The sequence below is a fragment of the Rhodococcus sp. ACS1 genome (assembly GCF_002300155.1).
GTDB lineage: Bacteria > Actinomycetota > Actinomycetes > Mycobacteriales > Mycobacteriaceae > Rhodococcus_F > Rhodococcus_F koreensis.
Genome location: NZ_NSDZ01000005.1, coordinates 1,343,052 through 1,358,305 on the forward strand (window position 1 = coordinate 1,343,052; position 15,254 = coordinate 1,358,305).

Below are 15,254 nucleotides of genomic sequence, written 5' to 3' on the forward strand. Positions count from 1 at the left end.
CTCCGTGTGGGTCGACACCAGTCGGGGGCGGGTGCGGGCGCGAACAGCGGCCCGTACCCGCCACCCGTTGGCGTGGTTTCACTCCGTTCTGACCCGCAAGCGCGGGGTTGCCGTCCAGGCGCCGCCTGCCAGTGCGAGCGAGGTGCTCGACCGCCTCGCCGAGATGCCGGTCAGCGTCTGGACCTACGGTTTCGATCACGAGTCGGTGCGGCACCTGGGCCCGATGGCGCAGGATTTCGCCACCGCGTTCGGGCTCGGTTCCAACGACCGTCGCATCGCCATGGTCGACGCGAACGGGGTGTGCATGGCGAGCATCCAGGCCCTGTACCGGCGGGTCATCGCGCTCGAAGCGGAAGTGGAGCGCCTGCGGGCGTAGCCGCCCCGCCCCCGTCCCCGCCGGCTGCCGCCGCGCGGCGTCCGCCCGGCCGCCACCAGTTGGCGTCACCCAGCAGGTACATGGTCGCGGGCACCAGCACCATCCGCACGATCGTCGCGTCGATGAGGACCGCGGTCGCGAGACCGACGCCCATCATCTTCACGGTGACGTCGCCGTCGAGCGCGAACCCGGCGAACACCGCGACCATGATCGCCGCCGCGCTCGTGATGACCCGGCCCGTCGACGCCAGTCCCTCGACGACGCTGCGGTGCGAGTCGCCCGTGGCGAGCCAGCGTTCACGGACCCGGGAGAGCAGGAACACCTCGTAGTCCATCGACAGTCCGAACAGGATGGTGAACATGAGGATCGGCACCCAACTCGACACCGGAAGCGCATGGGGGAGCCCGAGCAGCTGTGCACCCCAACCCCATTGGAACACCATCACCATGACGCCATAGGCCGCGGCCACCGACAGCAGGTTCATGGCGGCCGCCTTCACCGCGACCACCGGCGCGCGGAACACGAACGTGAGCAGCACCACCGACAGGGCGACGACGAATGCGATCACCAGCCACAGCCGTTCGGCGAGGCGGGCCGAGATGTCGGCGAACACGGCGGTGAGTCCGGTGACGTGGACGCCGTCGGCGGCGTCGGACCGGATCCTATCGAGCAGTTCGGTGCTGCGGGGATCGCTGGGACCGGTGGTCGGCTGCACCGAGACGAGTGCGGCCGTCGAATCGGCGTTCATCAGGACGGGCGTCACGGACGCCACCCCGGGTTCGGCCGCGAGGTCACGCACGATCGACGGAAGCTCGGCTGCCGGAACCTTGTTCAGGTCGACCGCCACCATCAGCGGCCCGTTGGCGCCGGGCCCGAACTCGGAGTCGATCAGGTCGTAGGCCTGACGGATCGTGTTGGCGGCCGGTGCGCTGCCCGCGTCCTGCGGCCACGTACGCATGCCCAGCACCGGCGCGGCCAGGAGCAGCAGCACGCCGAGCGCCGTCAGCGCCCACAGCCACGGGCGGCGGCTCACCCGGATCGCCCACCGTTCGGTCAGCGGCGACGTCGTGCGACGTTCGGCCCGGGCACGGGACCGTGTGCCGAGCACCCGCGTGCCCGCCAGCCCGCACAGTGCGGGCACCAGCGTGACGGAGGTGAGCATGACGATGCCGACCATCGCGAACGTGGCGTAGCCGAACGACGCGTACATCGGCAGCCCGGACAGCCGCAACCCGAACAGGGAGACGAGGACCGTGGTCCCGGCGAAGATCACCGATGTCCCGGCCGTGGAGTTGGCGGCCGCGACGGCGTCTCGGACCGGCATCCCGGACCGCAGGCCCTCGGTGTACCGGGTGACGAGCAGCAGCGCGTAGTCGATTCCGACGCCGATGCCGACCATCGTCGCGATGGTCGGTGCGATGGTGCTGATGCCGGTGAATCCGGCCATGATCGTGATGAGGCCGGACCCGATGCCCACCCCGACGAGCGCGACGGCCAGGGGCAGTCCCGCGGCCACCACGGAACCGAACGCGAACACCAGGATGATCAGCGCCAGGATCATTCCCACCGCCTCGGCGGTGCCCGACGGCTTGGAGATGTTCTCGGGCACCTGTCCGCCCAGTTCCACCTCCAGTCCCTGCGCCCGGGTGCCGGCGACCGCGGCCTCGAGTGCGTCGACGCCCTCGCTGCCCTGGAAGTCCGTGACCGGGATGCGGTAGTTGAGGCTGATCACCGCCGTGTCGGAATCCTGGGACAGGCGGGGCAGCGACACGGCACTCACCCCGTTCACGTCCGCCAGCCTGCTGCCGAGATCGGTCAGGACCCCGGGGGCGAGCGGGCCCGTGTCGGAGTGCACGACCACCCGGGCGTCCGCCCCCGACATCTCCGGGAACCGTTCGCTCAGCAGATTCGTCCCCTCCTGCGACGGCAGACCGGGCACGTTGTAGTCGTCGTGGTTGGTACCGCCGAACGCGGACGCGGCGGCGAACACCAGGACGAGCAGCGTCAGCCACGCGGCGATCACCCGCCAGGGACGGGTCGCGGCGGCCGCGCCGACGCGGGCGAGCAGGGAACTCATGGGGAAGCCTCCAGGAAAGCCGGATGGTTCGGTCACCTCCGACTGTGCGCCCGGCCGCTAGTGACCCACTTGGAACTCGCTTGGCTGGGTGGTCACCCGGGTGCGGGCGGCGTCGATCCAGGCCGGGCAGCCGCAGCGTTCGGCCAGTGCGAGCGCCGCGGCGTAGTGCGTGCGTGCCGCCCCGGTCCTGCCGAGGAGCATCTCGAGGTCGCCGAGGATGGTATCGACGGGCCCGACCGCGAACGCCGCCGTGTCGCCGCCCCCGATCTGGCCGCTGTAGGGGCTCAGTTCCGCGTGCACCGCCGCCGCCTCGTCCCGCTCGCCAAGCCCGGCGACGACGACGCCGCGCAGCGACATCATGAGGGAATGGAAGAAGTCGCGGCGGACGGGGCGGAGGTGGCGCCTGACCTGACGCGCCTGCTCCGGTTTGCCGTTGCCGAGAAGGGCGAGGGCGTGCAGATCGGCGAGCACGTCCGTCGCTGCACTGTCGACCGTCGCGATCACGGCCTCGAATTCGCCGGCCCGGCCCTCGGTGAGCCGCAGCGTGAACACCGCGAGGGCGAAGACGCTGTCCGCGTCGAGTCCGGCCCGGACCATCAACTCGTGGCCCCGCTCGTAGTGGCGTTCCGCCGCGGCCAGGTCGCCGGTGAGGTGCGCGACCATCCCGCGGTTCATCTGGCGGGTCGCCTGCGCCTGCTGGAACCGGTACCGGTCCGCCAGTGCCGACTGCAGGCCCATGTGATGTTCGATCGCCGGGATGTCACCGTTGCCGGACGCGATCTCGGCCAGCAGGTGATGGCCGAGCATGGTGAACACCGGTAGCTGCGTCCGGTCGCCGATCCGGAGCAGTTCGTCGCCGATGACGTCGTCGCCGAGTGTGCTGGTCGGCGAGCCGGTGCCGGCGTGGACGGCGCAGAGCACCAGCCCGAGAAGCACCGGATCGTCCAGGTCGCGGGCGAGGACCTCGGCCTCCCGGACCGCGGACCCGGTGCGCTCGTGATCCTCCGCCCCGATCTCGTGGACCAGCGTGACCAGCAGCCGGCACCGCACCGCCGGCTCCGGTTCCTCGTCCCCCAGCAGCGTCTCGATCAGGTCCACGACGGCCGTGTCCACTTCGCCGTAGCGCCGGTTGATCCACGGCGTCGGGGTGTCGACGAACGCGAGCACCCGGATCGCCAGATCGGTGCGGCCCGCGTCCCGGGCGAGCTCGAGGGCCCGCTTCCGCGAACGGGCCCCGTCCAGTCCGATGCCGGCGGCGAGTTGGGTGCGGCTGAGCTCGGTGAGGATGTCGACGCGCTCGTCCACGGACGCGGCGGCGTCGGGCGGCAACCGGTCGGCCGCGCGGAGGGCGTCGTTCAGGAAGCCGATCTCGGCGTCGTGGGCGTAGCGGTCGGCCGCCTGCGCCGCGGCCGCGACATTGTGGTCGAGGGCCTGCCGTGCGGTCGCGGCGGACAGCGCCTCGGTGAAATGGTGCGCGAGCGCCGCGACGTCGTGGGGTCGCAACTCCTCTAGTGCGGACCCGACCCGGGCGTGCCAGCGGCTCCTGCGCAGGCGGGTGAGGTCGGAGTAGAGCGTGTCGCGGACGAGGGCGTGCGTGAAGCGGACGGTCCCGGCGCGCGGCTCGCCGAGCAGTCCGGCGATCACGCCCGATTCGAGTGCGTCGAACACGGCGTCCTCGCCGACTTCGGCGGCTCGGGTGAGGACGTCGACGTCGGATTCGCGGCCCACCACCGCGGCCAGTCGCAGGACGGACACAGTCAGTTCGGGGAGGCGGGCGATCCGCCTGCGGAGAACGTCCCGGACCCCCTCGGGCACCTCCGACGTGGCCACCAGTTCACCTTCACTGTCCAGGAGCCGGGCGCTTTCCTGCAGGTAGAACGGGTTTCCGCCGGTCCGGTCGGCGAGCGCGCGGAGGATATCGGGGTCGGGGTCGCGGCCCGACACGTGCCGGATCAGCTCCGCCGACTCCTCGGGTCCGAGTCCGCCGAGGCGGATGCGCGTGGGTTGCAGCGACGCGAGGTCGGCGAAGCAGTTCTCCAGGTTCGCGTCGATCTCGTCCGGGCGGAACGCGAGGATCAGCAGGATCGGCGACCGCTGCTGGGCGAGCCGCACGAGGATCGACAGGGTGTCCTCGTCGCCGCGGTGGACATCGTCGAGGACGACGGCGAGCGGGCCGTGATCGCGGACGGTCCCGAGGTAGTCGGCGACGGCACGGTGCAGCAGGAACCGTCCGCTCGGGTCGTCCGGCCGCGCCGCGTGCGAACGGTCGTCGGCGAGCAGGGGCGCCAGCGCGTCCGCCTCGGCACCGGGGTCGACCGTCTCGTGCAGTGCCCGCAGGATTTCCACCCACGCCCAGGCGGGCGGGGCGCCGTCCACCTCGGGGCAGCGCCCCACCGCCACCTGCCACCCGGCGGCGTGCAGGGTGCGACGGAACCGGCGCAGCAGGGACGACTTCCCCGATCCGGCGTCGCCGCCGAGGAGGACCACGGGGGTGCCGGGATCGCTCATCAGGTCGGTCAGGGTCGCCAATTCCGCGGCGCGGCCGAGGAACCAGGGGGCCGGGGCGGTGTCGACGGGCACCGTGGCGGGAGCGGGTGCCGGTGCCGGTGCGGACGGGACGGTGCCCGTGAGGATCCGGCGTTCGAGTTCCGTCAGACCGGGACCGGGGTCGAGGCCGAGTTCGTTCGCCAGCCTGCCGCGGGCCTCCCGCAACGCGGCCAGGGCGTCGGCCTGTCGCCCGCTGCGGTGCAGCGCCAGGGCGAGCAACCGCCACCCCTCTTCCCGGAGCGGATGGTCCCGGGTGAGGGACTGCGCGTCGAGTACCGCGCCCGCGGCGTCGCCGGACGCGACGGCGGCGGCCACCGCCCGTTCGCGCGCCACCACCCGCAGTTCCTCGAGCCGGGCGATCTCGGCGAGCGCCCAGTGCTCACCGGCTACCTCGGCGAACGCCGGCCCCCGCCACAGGCCCAGCGCCCGCTCCAGGTCGGCCCGCCCGGTGCCCGCGGCGGAGCGGACCAGGCTCTCGAACTCCCACGCGTCGACCGCGGACGAGGGCAGGGTGAGCGCATAACCGGGGGCTCGGCTCACCAGGACGGTCGAGTCCGCCCGCGGCGCGCGGCGCGGCTCCAGCGCCCGCCGCAGATTCGAAATGTAAGCCTGAAGTGCGCCGACGGCCCGCGCCGGGGGAGCGCCGTGCCAGAGGTCGTCGACGAGCCTATCCACCGGAACCACCTCGCCGCGCGCGACGAGCAGCAGGGCGAGCACGGCCCGCTGGCGGGGGCCGCCGAGGTCGACTGCCCCCGATTCGTCCTCCGCCTCGAGCGTCCCGAGTACTCGAATCCGCACCATCGTGCCAAGCGTAAGCACTAGTGGCCTCCAAGTGCTCTCCAAGACGCCGAACCGACCCTTGATCGCATGACGACTCCGACTGCTCACACGACCCGCCCCGACACCCGCGAGATGGTGGTGGTCCACAACTGCTTCCGCCGCCAGTTCGCCGCGCTGCCCGCGCTCGTCCGCCGGGTTCCCGCCGGCGACGCCGCCCGGGCCGGGGAGGTGGTGGCGTTCTTCGAGGAACTCGCCACCGCCCTCCACCACCATCATTCGAGTGAGGACGACCTGCTGTGGCCGAAGCTGCTCGACCGCGCGCCCACCGACGCGGCGCTGGTACTGCGGATGGAGGAGCAGCACGAACGCATCTCCGAACTGCTGTCGCTGGCGCAGTCGCAGGGCGCCGCGTTCACGGTGGATGCGGTGGACGGCGAACCGCTGGCGAAGACGCTGACCGCGCTGTCCGCGGCGCTGGGCGAGCACCTGGACGAGGAGGAGCGGCACATCCTCCCGTTGGCGGAGCAGTTCATGACGCTCGCCGAGTGGCAGGAGATGGGTGACCGCGGCCGCGCGTCGATCCCCAAGGACCGGCTGCTGGTGTTCCTCGGTTTCATCCTTCAGGGGGCGACACCCGAGGAGCGTCGAATGTTCCTGTCGGAGATGCCTTTCGCGGCCAGGATGGCATGGTCGATCCTGGGGCGGCGGGCGTTCCGCAAGGACTACCGGCGCATCTACCGCACCGAACCGGCGGCCTTCTGACGCCGGATCACCCTGCGCCGCAACCGGCCCCGGCTGGTCCGTTCCCAGAAGCTCGGCGGTGTGCGTTCGGGATCCATCAGTTCGTTCTCGGCCAGCGGGCTGTCCTCGTCCTCGACCGTGTCCGGCTCGAACTTCTCCAGGGTCCGGCCGCCGCCGCGCAGCGCCTCGACCGTGCCCAGGAGCGACGACGTCTCGGTCAGCGTGTCCTCGAACAGCCCGGCCGGGACACCGAGGTGCTCGCAGACGAGCTGACGGCGAATGCCGAGGATGGTCGCCCGCAGTTCGTCCCCGTTCGCCGTGTCCGCGGTGACCTCGACCGCGAGATCGCATTCGGAGTCGAATCCCATCGACCGGTTGTTGAGGTTCGACGAACCCACCCGCAGGAGACGGTCGTCCATCACCAGCACCTTGGCGTGGACGTAGATCGGTTCACCGCCCGCCGTGACGGGGTAGTAGACGCCCAGCCGGTTCCCGGTGTCGGCCCGCCAGAGCAGGTGCAGCAACCGGCGGCGGGCGCCGTCCATCGCCTTCTGCTCGAGCCAGCCGTCGGCGTTGCGCGGCAGCACCAGCACGATCTCCGGCCCGTCCGGTTCGCGGAGTCGCGCGGCGATCGCCTCGGCGAGGGTGCGCGACGCCAGGTACTGACTCTCGATGTACAGCGACCGCTCGGCGCCGGCGATCGCGGCCAGGTACAGGGCCTCGATCTCCCGGACCTCGTCCCGGTCGTCCAGCTCCGGCAGCGTGCGTGCGACGCCCACGTCGACGGCCCGCATCGTCGGCTCCAGCCCCTCCGGCCACGGCGTCCGTCCCGCGATCTCGTCGACCGCCGCCAGATCCTGCCCCGTAGCCGCCTTCCACCGGGTGCGGGCCAGTTCGCCGATGGCCTTCGCCGCGTCCCCGTCGACGGCGGTCGTCGCGTCGTGCCACGGCCCGTACCGCTTGCCGTTCGGCTGCGTCCGGTAATGGTTGCGGTCCCGATGTTCGGGGGTGTCCCACCGGTCGACGGTCATGTCGATGCCGCCGCAGAACGCGAGCGCGTCGTCGATGACGACGATCTTCTGGTGGTGCGCCGAACCGATCGGGTGGGCGGCATCGAGTTCGAAGTGCAGGCGGCGGTCCGTCACCCAGTTGACCACGAAGATCGGGGTCATCCCGCGTCCGATCGCGGTGAAGGCCCCGATATTCCATTTGAGCAGGTAGATGTCGAGATCCGGACGTTCGCGCGTCAGCCAGGCCAGGAACCGGCCGAGCTGATTGGGCCCGTCGAGCGTCTTCTCGTCCGGTTCGAACTCGATCCGCGTGTCGAAGTCCCAGCCGATGAGGATGATCCGCCTGCGCGCCTGCAGCATCGCGGACTTGGCGTGACGGAAGTAGTCCGCCGCGTCGACGATGCACGCGAGACGATCGGCGCGGGCAACCTGCCAGCAAGTGTCGCCGGGAGTCAGGATCGGGCTGTCGTCACTCATGTCTCTTCTGCTCTCCGGTCTCGTGCGTCCCGCTTCCCCGCGAGTGGACGATTCACAGTACTGTGCCGCCCCCGCGCAGCTACCGTTGAGAGGTGCGGAGATGGTGGCGCATCGTGGCGTTGCTCGCACTGGTCAGCGTGCTGTGGGCACCAACTGTCGGTGCGGATCCCCTGCGGGCCGGATCGAGCCCCGGCACCGTCGTCGCCTCGTCCGAGTTGCCTGCCGAACTCTGGCTCCGCGGAACCGGAAGTGCGTACCGGATGACGTACCTGACCACCGACCGTCACGGCATCACCCCCTGCACCGGGATGGTGTTCGTGCCGCCCGGGACGCCGCCCGCCGGGGGATGGCCCGTCATCGCGTGGGCACACGGAACCGTGGGGGACTCCGACGCCGACGCACCCTCGGTGACGGGCGTCGACCCGCAATCCTCGGAGTACGTGAGCAGCTGGCTGCAACTCGGCTACGCCGTGGCCGCCACCGACTACGTGGGCCTGGGCACTCCCGGGGTGCCGCCCTACCTCGACGGGAAGGTCGCAGGCCGCAGCGTGATCGACGCCGTGCGCGCCGCGCGGGAGGTCGACGCCGACCTCTCCGCCACGTGGATGGCCGTCGGACTGTCCCAGGGCGGTCAGGCCGCGGTGTTCGCCGCACACGCAGCCACGTCGTACGCGCCGGAACTCGACTACCGCGGGGCCGTCGCGAACGGGGTGCCGTCGAACATCGAGACGGTGTCGACCTGGAGCGGTCCCGCGTTTCCGCCGCAGGGCCTCGCCGGTCTCACCGTGTACATGTCGTACCTGATCGCCGGGGTCCGGGACGCGTACCCGGAACTGGACGTCGACAGCTATCTGACCCCGGTCGGGAAGCAGTTCGTGGACGCGGCCCCCGAGGTGCCGTTCCGGCAGTTCGCGGCCATGACCGGGAGCGTGTCGGTGGCGCAGATGCTGTCGCGGGCGCTCGACGTGCCCGCGCTACAGGACGCGTTGCGCGAATACCTCGAGGTCCCGGTCGCGGGGTACGACCGTCCGCTGCTGCTCGTGCAGGGGGTCACCGACGCGTCGGTGCCGCTGCCGCTGACGGAGAAACTTGTCTCCGAGATGCGCACGGCCGGGACGACTCTCGACTACCGGGTGTACTCGGGTGGTCACTTCGGCAGCATGTACCAGGCGGGACCCGACCAGGCCTCGTTCGTCGCCTCGCTGATCAAGTAGGGGCGGGCAACCCGAGGTGCCGGGTGAGTTCGCGGGCCGCGGCCTGCCCGGCCCGGTTCGCGCCGATCGTGGACGACGACGGTCCGTAGCCCACCAGATGGATCCGCGGATCCGACGCCACCTGGGTGGCCAGGCGTCCGGTCATCGTGATGCCGCCTCCCGGACCGCGCAGCCGCAGCGGTGCGAGGTGATCGAGTGAACTGCGGAAACCGGTGCACCACAGGATCACATCGACCTTTTCCTCGTGGCCGTCGGCCCAGCGGACACCGTCCTCGGTGATCTCGCTGAACATCGGCTGCCGCGCCAGCACCCCGCGTTCGCGGGCGGCACGGATCGCGGGCGTCACGGGCAGCCCCGTCACCGACACCACCGAGCCCGGCGGCAGCCCGCGGCGAACCCGGTCCTCGACCAGAGCGACTGCGGCGCGGCCGATCTCGGGCGTGAACGGCTCGTCCCGGAACTCCGGCGGGCGGCGCGTCACCCACGTCGTGGTGGTGACCCGGGAGATCTCGTCGAGCAACTGCACCGCCGAGATGCCGCCGCCGACGACGAGGACATGCTGCCCCGCGAAGTCCTGCGCCGAGGAGTAGTCCCTGGTGTGCACCTGGCTGCCGGTGAACGACTCCGCGCCGGGGTAGCGGGGAATGAAGGGGCGCTCCCACGTTCCCGTCGCGTTGATCAGACCGCGGGCCGACACCACGCCGCTGTCGGTCTCGATCCGCAGACGCTCGCCGCGGGCGCACACCACCCGGGTGTGCACAGGACGGTGCACCGGCAACTCGAACTGTTTCTCGTACGTCGCGAAGTACTGGGGAACCGCGCTCGACGCGTGCACCAGCGCGGCCTCGGGGTCGTGCGGGTCCACGCCGACCGTCTCGGCGAAGCCGAGCCCGGGCAGGTCGTGAACACCGTTGACGGTGCTCAGCGTCAGGGACGGCCACCGGAACTGCCACGCGCCGCCGGGCCCCGGGGCGTGATCGAGCACGACGAAACCGGACTCCGGTTCCACTCCGAACCTGCGCAGATAGTAGGCGGCGGACAGCCCCGCCTGCCCCGCGCCGATCACGGCGACGTCCACTTCACTGTTCATGTCGGTCCTCACCTCCATCCTCACAACTACCGGAGAGGCTCGTGTGTTCCGGTCGATTCGACTGTGGTTGGGTGACGGATGTCCAGTCGGGTGGGCGGGGAGAAAATTGTCAGTGGACAGCAATCACGAAGAAAGCGAGTGGACATGATCGGGACGAGTCGTGACGGCGACGTCTTCACCCTCGAACTGCAACGACCCGACCGTCGCAATGCGTTGAACACCGAGATCTGCGAACTGCTGCGCGAGGAGACGGAGAAGTCCGTCACCGACGGCGCGCGGGTGATCGTCCTCACAGGGCAGGGCAGCGCGTTCTGCGCGGGCGCCGACCTGTCGGGCGACGTGTACGCCGACGGGTTCACCGACACCCTGCTCGAGATGCTGCACACCATCGACTCGGTCCCCGTCCCCGTCATCGCCGCGATCAACGGTCCCGCGATCGGCGCGGGCAGCCAGCTGGCGCTCGCCGCGGACCTGCGGGTGGTCGCACCCGAGGCGCGCTTCGCCATCCCCGCCGCCAAGCTCGGGATCTCCGTGGACCGGTGGACCGTGCACCGGCTGGCCGCCCTGATCGGCGGCGGACCGGCACGAACGATCCTGCTCGGCGCGGAAGAGGTCGGGGCCGACGAGGCGCTGGCGCACGGCCTCGCCAACAAGCGCGGCGACCTCGCCGTCGCGCAGCAGTGGGCGCACTCGATCGCACGCCTGGCGCCGCTGTCGCTGCAACACCTCAAGATGGTGCTCAACGACGACGGCACCCAGAGTCCGCCGCCGCCCGAGCAGCTCGCGGCGTTGCATGCGGCGTGGAAGAGCTACGACGCGCAGGAGGCGCGGGCCGCCCGCGCCGAGAAGCGTCCCCCGGTGTTCCGCGGTCAGTAGCCGTCGGCCGCACCTTTCCCGCACGCGTGGTTACAGTTGTCGGGGTGAAAGCGAAGAACGCCGTGACGACTGTTCTGGCCACCGCCGCCCTCGGGTGGCTGACACGCGCCGCGTGGGGCCTTCCGTCTCAGATGGGCGCGTCGCGTGCCAAGGTGCGCCCGTACGCCGCGACGTCGCCGCGGTACCGCGACCGTCAGTTCCACAACACCGATCCGAGCAGCATGATGCTGCCCGGTTCGGAGACGGGGATTCTCAAGGCGCTGATCACGCGGGGCAAGGCGGGACGCCCGCGCAGGCCGATCCCGCTCGCGACGCCCCTCGCGCCCGTCGAGGCGGCCGACGTCGCCGTCACCTGGTACGGCCATTCGAGTGTGCTCGTCGAGGTCGACGGCTACCGGGTGCTGGCCGACCCGGTGTGGAGCAATCGGGTGTCGCCGTCCGCGCTTCTCGGTCCGTCCCGCATGCACCCGACCCCGGTGCCGCTGGCCGACCTGCCCGTCCTCGACGCCATCGTCATCTCGCACGACCACTACGACCACCTCGACATGGCAACCGTGCAGCAACTCGCCGCCACCCAGAAGGCGCCGTTCGTCGTTCCGGTCGGGCTCGGTGCGCACCTGCGTCAGTGGCGGGTGCCGGAGGAGAGGATCGTGGAACTCGACTGGGACGAGTCGACGACACTCGGTGAACTCACACTCACGTGCACCGAGGCCCGGCACTTCTCCGGCCGGGGCCTGGTGCGCAACACCACCCAGTGGGCGTCGTGGGTGCTCGCAGGCCCGAGCCGGAAAGTGTTCTTCGGCGGCGACAGCGGATACACGACGCGGTTCGCCGACCTGGGCCGCCGGTACGGACCGTTCGATCTCACGCTGCTGCCCGTCGGCGCCTACGACACCAGGTGGGCGGACATCCACATGAACCCCGAGGAGGCGGTGCAGACGCACGCCGACCTCAACGCCGGCGACGCGACCCGTGGACTGCTGGTGCCGGTGCACTGGGCCACGTTCAACCTCGCGTTCCACACCTGGTCCGAGCCGATCGTCCGGCTGCTCGCGGCCGCGCAGGAGGCGGGCACCCCGGTGGCCGTGCCGATGCCCGGGCAGCGCGTCGACGCACTGAAGCCGGCCGCCCAGACCCCGTGGTGGACCGCACTCGGCTGAGTCCGGCGCGCATCCCCTCGGAGCCGAGCGTCGTTGCGTAGCCTTTGACCATGGCATACGACGAAACCGGCACCGACAGCGTTGCAGTCGTCGCGGTGGAGGGGCTGACGGCCGCCCAGGTTGCGGAGCGGGTGGCGGCCGGCAAGACCAACGACGTCCCGGATCGGGCCAGCCGGTCGGTGCGCGACATCGTGCGCGCCAACGTGTTCACCCGGATCAACGCGATCCTCGGGGTGCTGCTGATCATCGTGCTGGCCACCGGTTCGATCATCGACGGCATGTTCGGCCTGCTGATCATCGCCAACAGCGGGATCGGCATCATCCAGGAAGTGCGGGCCAAACGGACCCTCGACAAGCTGGCGATCGTCAGCCAGACCAAACCGGTGGTGCGCCGCGACGGCGTCGCCGTCGCGATGGCACCGCGGGAGGTCGTGCTCGACGACATCATCGAACTCGGCGCCGGCGACCAGATCGTCGTCGACGGGGTCGTGGTGGAGGCGGCGTCCCTCGACATCGACGAGTCCCTCCTCACCGGTGAGGCCGACCCCGTGCACAAGGACATCGGTCAGCAGGTGCTGTCGGGGAGTTTCGTCGCGTCGGGCAGCGGCTGTTACCGGGCCACGAAGGTCGGAAGCGACGCGTACGCCGCCAAACTCGCGGACGAGGCCAGCAAGTTCACGCTCGTGCACTCGGAGTTGCGCAGCGGCATCGACAAGATCCTGAAGTTCATCACGTACCTGATGATTCCGGCGGGTCTGCTGATCATCTACAACCAGTTGTTCTCGAGCGGCGAGTCGATCCGGCCGGCGCTGAGCGGGATGGTGGCCGCGCTGGTCCCGATGGTGCCCGAGGGGCTGGTGCTGATGACGTCGATCGCGTTCGCGGTCGGGGTGGTCCGGCTCGGTCAGCGGCAGTGCCTCGTGCAGGAGTTGCCCGCCATCGAAGGCCTCGCCCGCGTCGACGTGGTGTGCGCCGACAAGACCGGCACTCTCACCGAGAACGGCATGCGGCTGTCCGAACTGCGCTGCGCCGACCCGTCCGACGCCGAACCGTCCCGCGCGGCGCTCGCCGCGATGGCGGCGTCCGACCCGCGGCCGAACGCCAGTGTCCTCGCCATCGCGGAAGCCTTCCCCGACGCCCCCGGCTGGGGCGACGCCACCGCGGAGGCCCCGTTCTCCTCGGCCAAGAAGTGGAGCGGCCAGTCGTACGGTGCCCACGGCAACTGGGTCCTGGGCGCACCGGATGTGCTGCTCGACCCCGGCAGCGACATGGCCCGGCAGGCCGAGGAAGTCGGCTCCTCGGGACTGCGGGTGCTCCTGCTCGGCAGTTGCGACGTCCCGGTGGACCACCCCGCGGCGCCGGGTGCGATCACGCCGCGCGCGCTGGTGATCCTGGAACAGCGCGTGCGTCCCGACGCTCGCGGCACCCTCGAGTACTTCGCGAGCCAGAACGTCACCGTGAAGGTCATCTCCGGTGACAACGCCGTGTCGGTCGGCGCCGTGGCCGGGTCGCTCGGACTGCCCGGCGGCGACCGTCCCGTCGACGCCCGCGAACTGCCCGCCGACCGCGACGCCCTCGCCGAGACCCTGGAAACGGCGACGACGTTCGGCCGGGTGCGCCCAGACCAGAAGCGGGAGATGGTGGGGGCGCTGCAGTCTCGCGGTCACACCGTCGCGATGACGGGCGACGGCGTCAACGACGTGCTGGCCCTCAAAGATGCCGACATCGGGGTGTCGATGGGCTCGGGCAGCCCCGCCACCCGCGCGGTCGCGCAGATCGTGTTGCTGGACAACAAGTTCGCCACCCTGCCGTACGTGGTGGGCGAGGGCCGCCGGGTGATCGGCAACATCGAACGCGTCTCGAACCTGTTCCTCACCAAGACCGTGTACTCGGTGTTGCTGGCGTTCCTCATCGGACTCACCGGTGTGCTGTCGCAGATCTTCCATTTCGAGCCGGTGCCGTATCCGTTCCTGCCGCGGCACGTCACGATCGCCGCCTGGTTCACCATCGGCATTCCCGCGTTCATCCTGTCGCTGGCCCCGAACAACGAGCGGGCGCGCTCCGGGTTCGTGCCGCGTGTGATGCGTCTCGCCGTGCCGTCCGGTGTGATCATCGGTGTCACGACGTTCATTTCGTACCTTCTCGTGTACGCGGGCCCGGATCAGACGGAGACGCAGAAGATTCAGGCAGGCACGTCGGCGCTCATCACCCTCATCATGATCGCCCTGTGGGTGCTGGCCGTCGTCGCCCGGCCGTACGTGTGGTGGAAGCTGGTGCTGATCTTCGGATCCGTAGCGGGATACCTCATCCTGTTCGCGTTGCCGTTCACGCGGGAGTTCTTCAAACTCGATCCGACCAACGTCGCCGCCACCACCTCCGCTCTCGTGTGCGGGCTCGTGGGAGTGGTTCTCGTCGAAATCGGATGGTGGGTCACGGGCCGGCTGCACGGTGAGCACCGCCGCCTCTTCGCGGCCCCGGAAGATCTTCCGGGCGTGCACTGACCGGAGTACCGCTCGCGACGATCCGAACGGTTGGCGTCGCCGAGTCAATGCTGTGAGACTGGGTGCACGGCGGGTGATCGAACTCGCGCGGACACTGCGTGCGCATGCACAAGGAGGAAGAACGATGAGTTTCGTCGACACACTGAAGGGCCTGCTGGGCAAGGGGAAGGAAGCCGCTTCGCAGAACGCGGACAAGGTTCACGGCGCCATCGACAAGGCCGCCGACGTCGCGGACAGCAAGACCGGGGGCAAGTACAGCGACAAGATCGACAAGGCCGCCGACGCGGCGAAGAAGGCTGTTCCCCCGAAGGAGTGAACCCTTCCCAGACACACCCGTGCGGGCCCCGGTTCTCGGACCGGGGCCCGCACGGGTCTTCGGAGATGACCCGCGCATCGTGGGCGGGC

The 15,254-nt window shown here is 70.5% G+C and carries 11 protein-coding genes; 7 read left to right on the plus strand and 4 right to left on the minus strand.

Features of this window, described 5'->3' with window-relative positions; translation table 11 throughout:
• Positions 1-4 precede the first annotated feature (4 nt).
• Complete coding sequence (locus CJ179_RS26945; RefSeq protein WP_072944749.1) at positions 5-376, plus strand: hypothetical protein; 372 nt, start codon at positions 5-7, stop codon at positions 374-376.
• Here CJ179_RS26945 and CJ179_RS26950 read toward each other — a convergent pair.
• Positions 336-2,453 carry an MMPL family transporter gene (locus tag CJ179_RS26950; protein ID WP_095863395.1) on the minus strand — a complete coding sequence of 706 codons (2,118 nt, stop codon included), beginning with the start codon at positions 2,451-2,453 and terminating at the stop codon, positions 336-338. The two genes, CJ179_RS26945 and CJ179_RS26950, sit on opposite strands and share 41 nt — an antisense overlap.
• A gap of 57 nt (positions 2,454-2,510) precedes the next feature.
• On the minus strand, positions 2,511-5,801 hold the full coding sequence (locus CJ179_RS26955; protein WP_095863396.1) for a BTAD domain-containing putative transcriptional regulator: 3,291 nt from the start codon (positions 5,799-5,801) through the stop codon (positions 2,511-2,513).
• Positions 5,802-5,867: 66 nt separating this feature from the next.
• Here CJ179_RS26955 and CJ179_RS26960 point away from each other — a divergent pair, with 66 nt between their 5' ends.
• On the plus strand, positions 5,868-6,542 hold the full coding sequence (locus CJ179_RS26960; RefSeq protein WP_095863397.1) for a hemerythrin domain-containing protein: 675 nt from the start codon (positions 5,868-5,870) through the stop codon (positions 6,540-6,542).
• Here the strand turns inward: CJ179_RS26960 and CJ179_RS26965 are convergent.
• On the minus strand, positions 6,515-8,008 hold the full coding sequence (locus CJ179_RS26965; RefSeq protein WP_095863398.1) for a phospholipase D-like domain-containing protein: 1,494 nt from the start codon (positions 8,006-8,008) through the stop codon (positions 6,515-6,517). The genes CJ179_RS26960 and CJ179_RS26965 overlap by 28 nt on opposite strands.
• A 113-nt stretch (positions 8,009-8,121) precedes the next feature.
• Here CJ179_RS26965 and CJ179_RS26970 point away from each other — a divergent pair, with 113 nt between their 5' ends.
• Positions 8,122-9,222 (plus strand): lipase family protein, encoded by a 1,101-nt coding sequence (locus CJ179_RS26970; protein WP_095863399.1) that lies wholly within the window; start codon positions 8,122-8,124, stop codon positions 9,220-9,222.
• Here the strand turns inward: CJ179_RS26970 and CJ179_RS26975 are convergent.
• Entirely contained in the window at positions 9,215-10,312 is a 1,098-nt protein-coding gene (locus CJ179_RS26975; protein ID WP_095863630.1) for an NAD(P)-binding domain-containing protein, read from the minus strand. The two genes, CJ179_RS26970 and CJ179_RS26975, sit on opposite strands and share 8 nt — an antisense overlap.
• A 144-nt stretch (positions 10,313-10,456) precedes the next feature.
• Between CJ179_RS26975 and CJ179_RS26980 the strand changes: the two genes are divergently transcribed.
• From CJ179_RS26980 to CJ179_RS26995, 4 genes are all read left to right on the plus strand, one after another.
• A complete protein-coding gene (locus CJ179_RS26980) occupies positions 10,457-11,188 on the plus strand; it encodes an enoyl-CoA hydratase (protein WP_005244016.1) in 732 nt (243 codons plus the stop codon).
• A 44-nt stretch (positions 11,189-11,232) separates the two neighbouring features.
• A complete protein-coding gene (locus CJ179_RS26985; protein ID WP_241031478.1) occupies positions 11,233-12,348 on the plus strand; it encodes an MBL fold metallo-hydrolase in 1,116 nt (371 codons plus the stop codon).
• A gap of 50 nt (positions 12,349-12,398) precedes the next feature.
• The gene (locus tag CJ179_RS26990; protein ID WP_072944737.1) at positions 12,399-14,849 is read left to right on the plus strand and encodes an HAD-IC family P-type ATPase; all 2,451 of its coding nucleotides are present in this window, start codon (positions 12,399-12,401) and stop codon (positions 14,847-14,849) included.
• Positions 14,850-14,973: 124 nt separating this feature from the next.
• Positions 14,974-15,165, plus strand: a complete 192-nt coding sequence (locus CJ179_RS26995) for an antitoxin (protein ID WP_015888853.1) — start codon at positions 14,974-14,976, stop codon at positions 15,163-15,165.
• Positions 15,166-15,254: the final 89 nt, after the last annotated feature.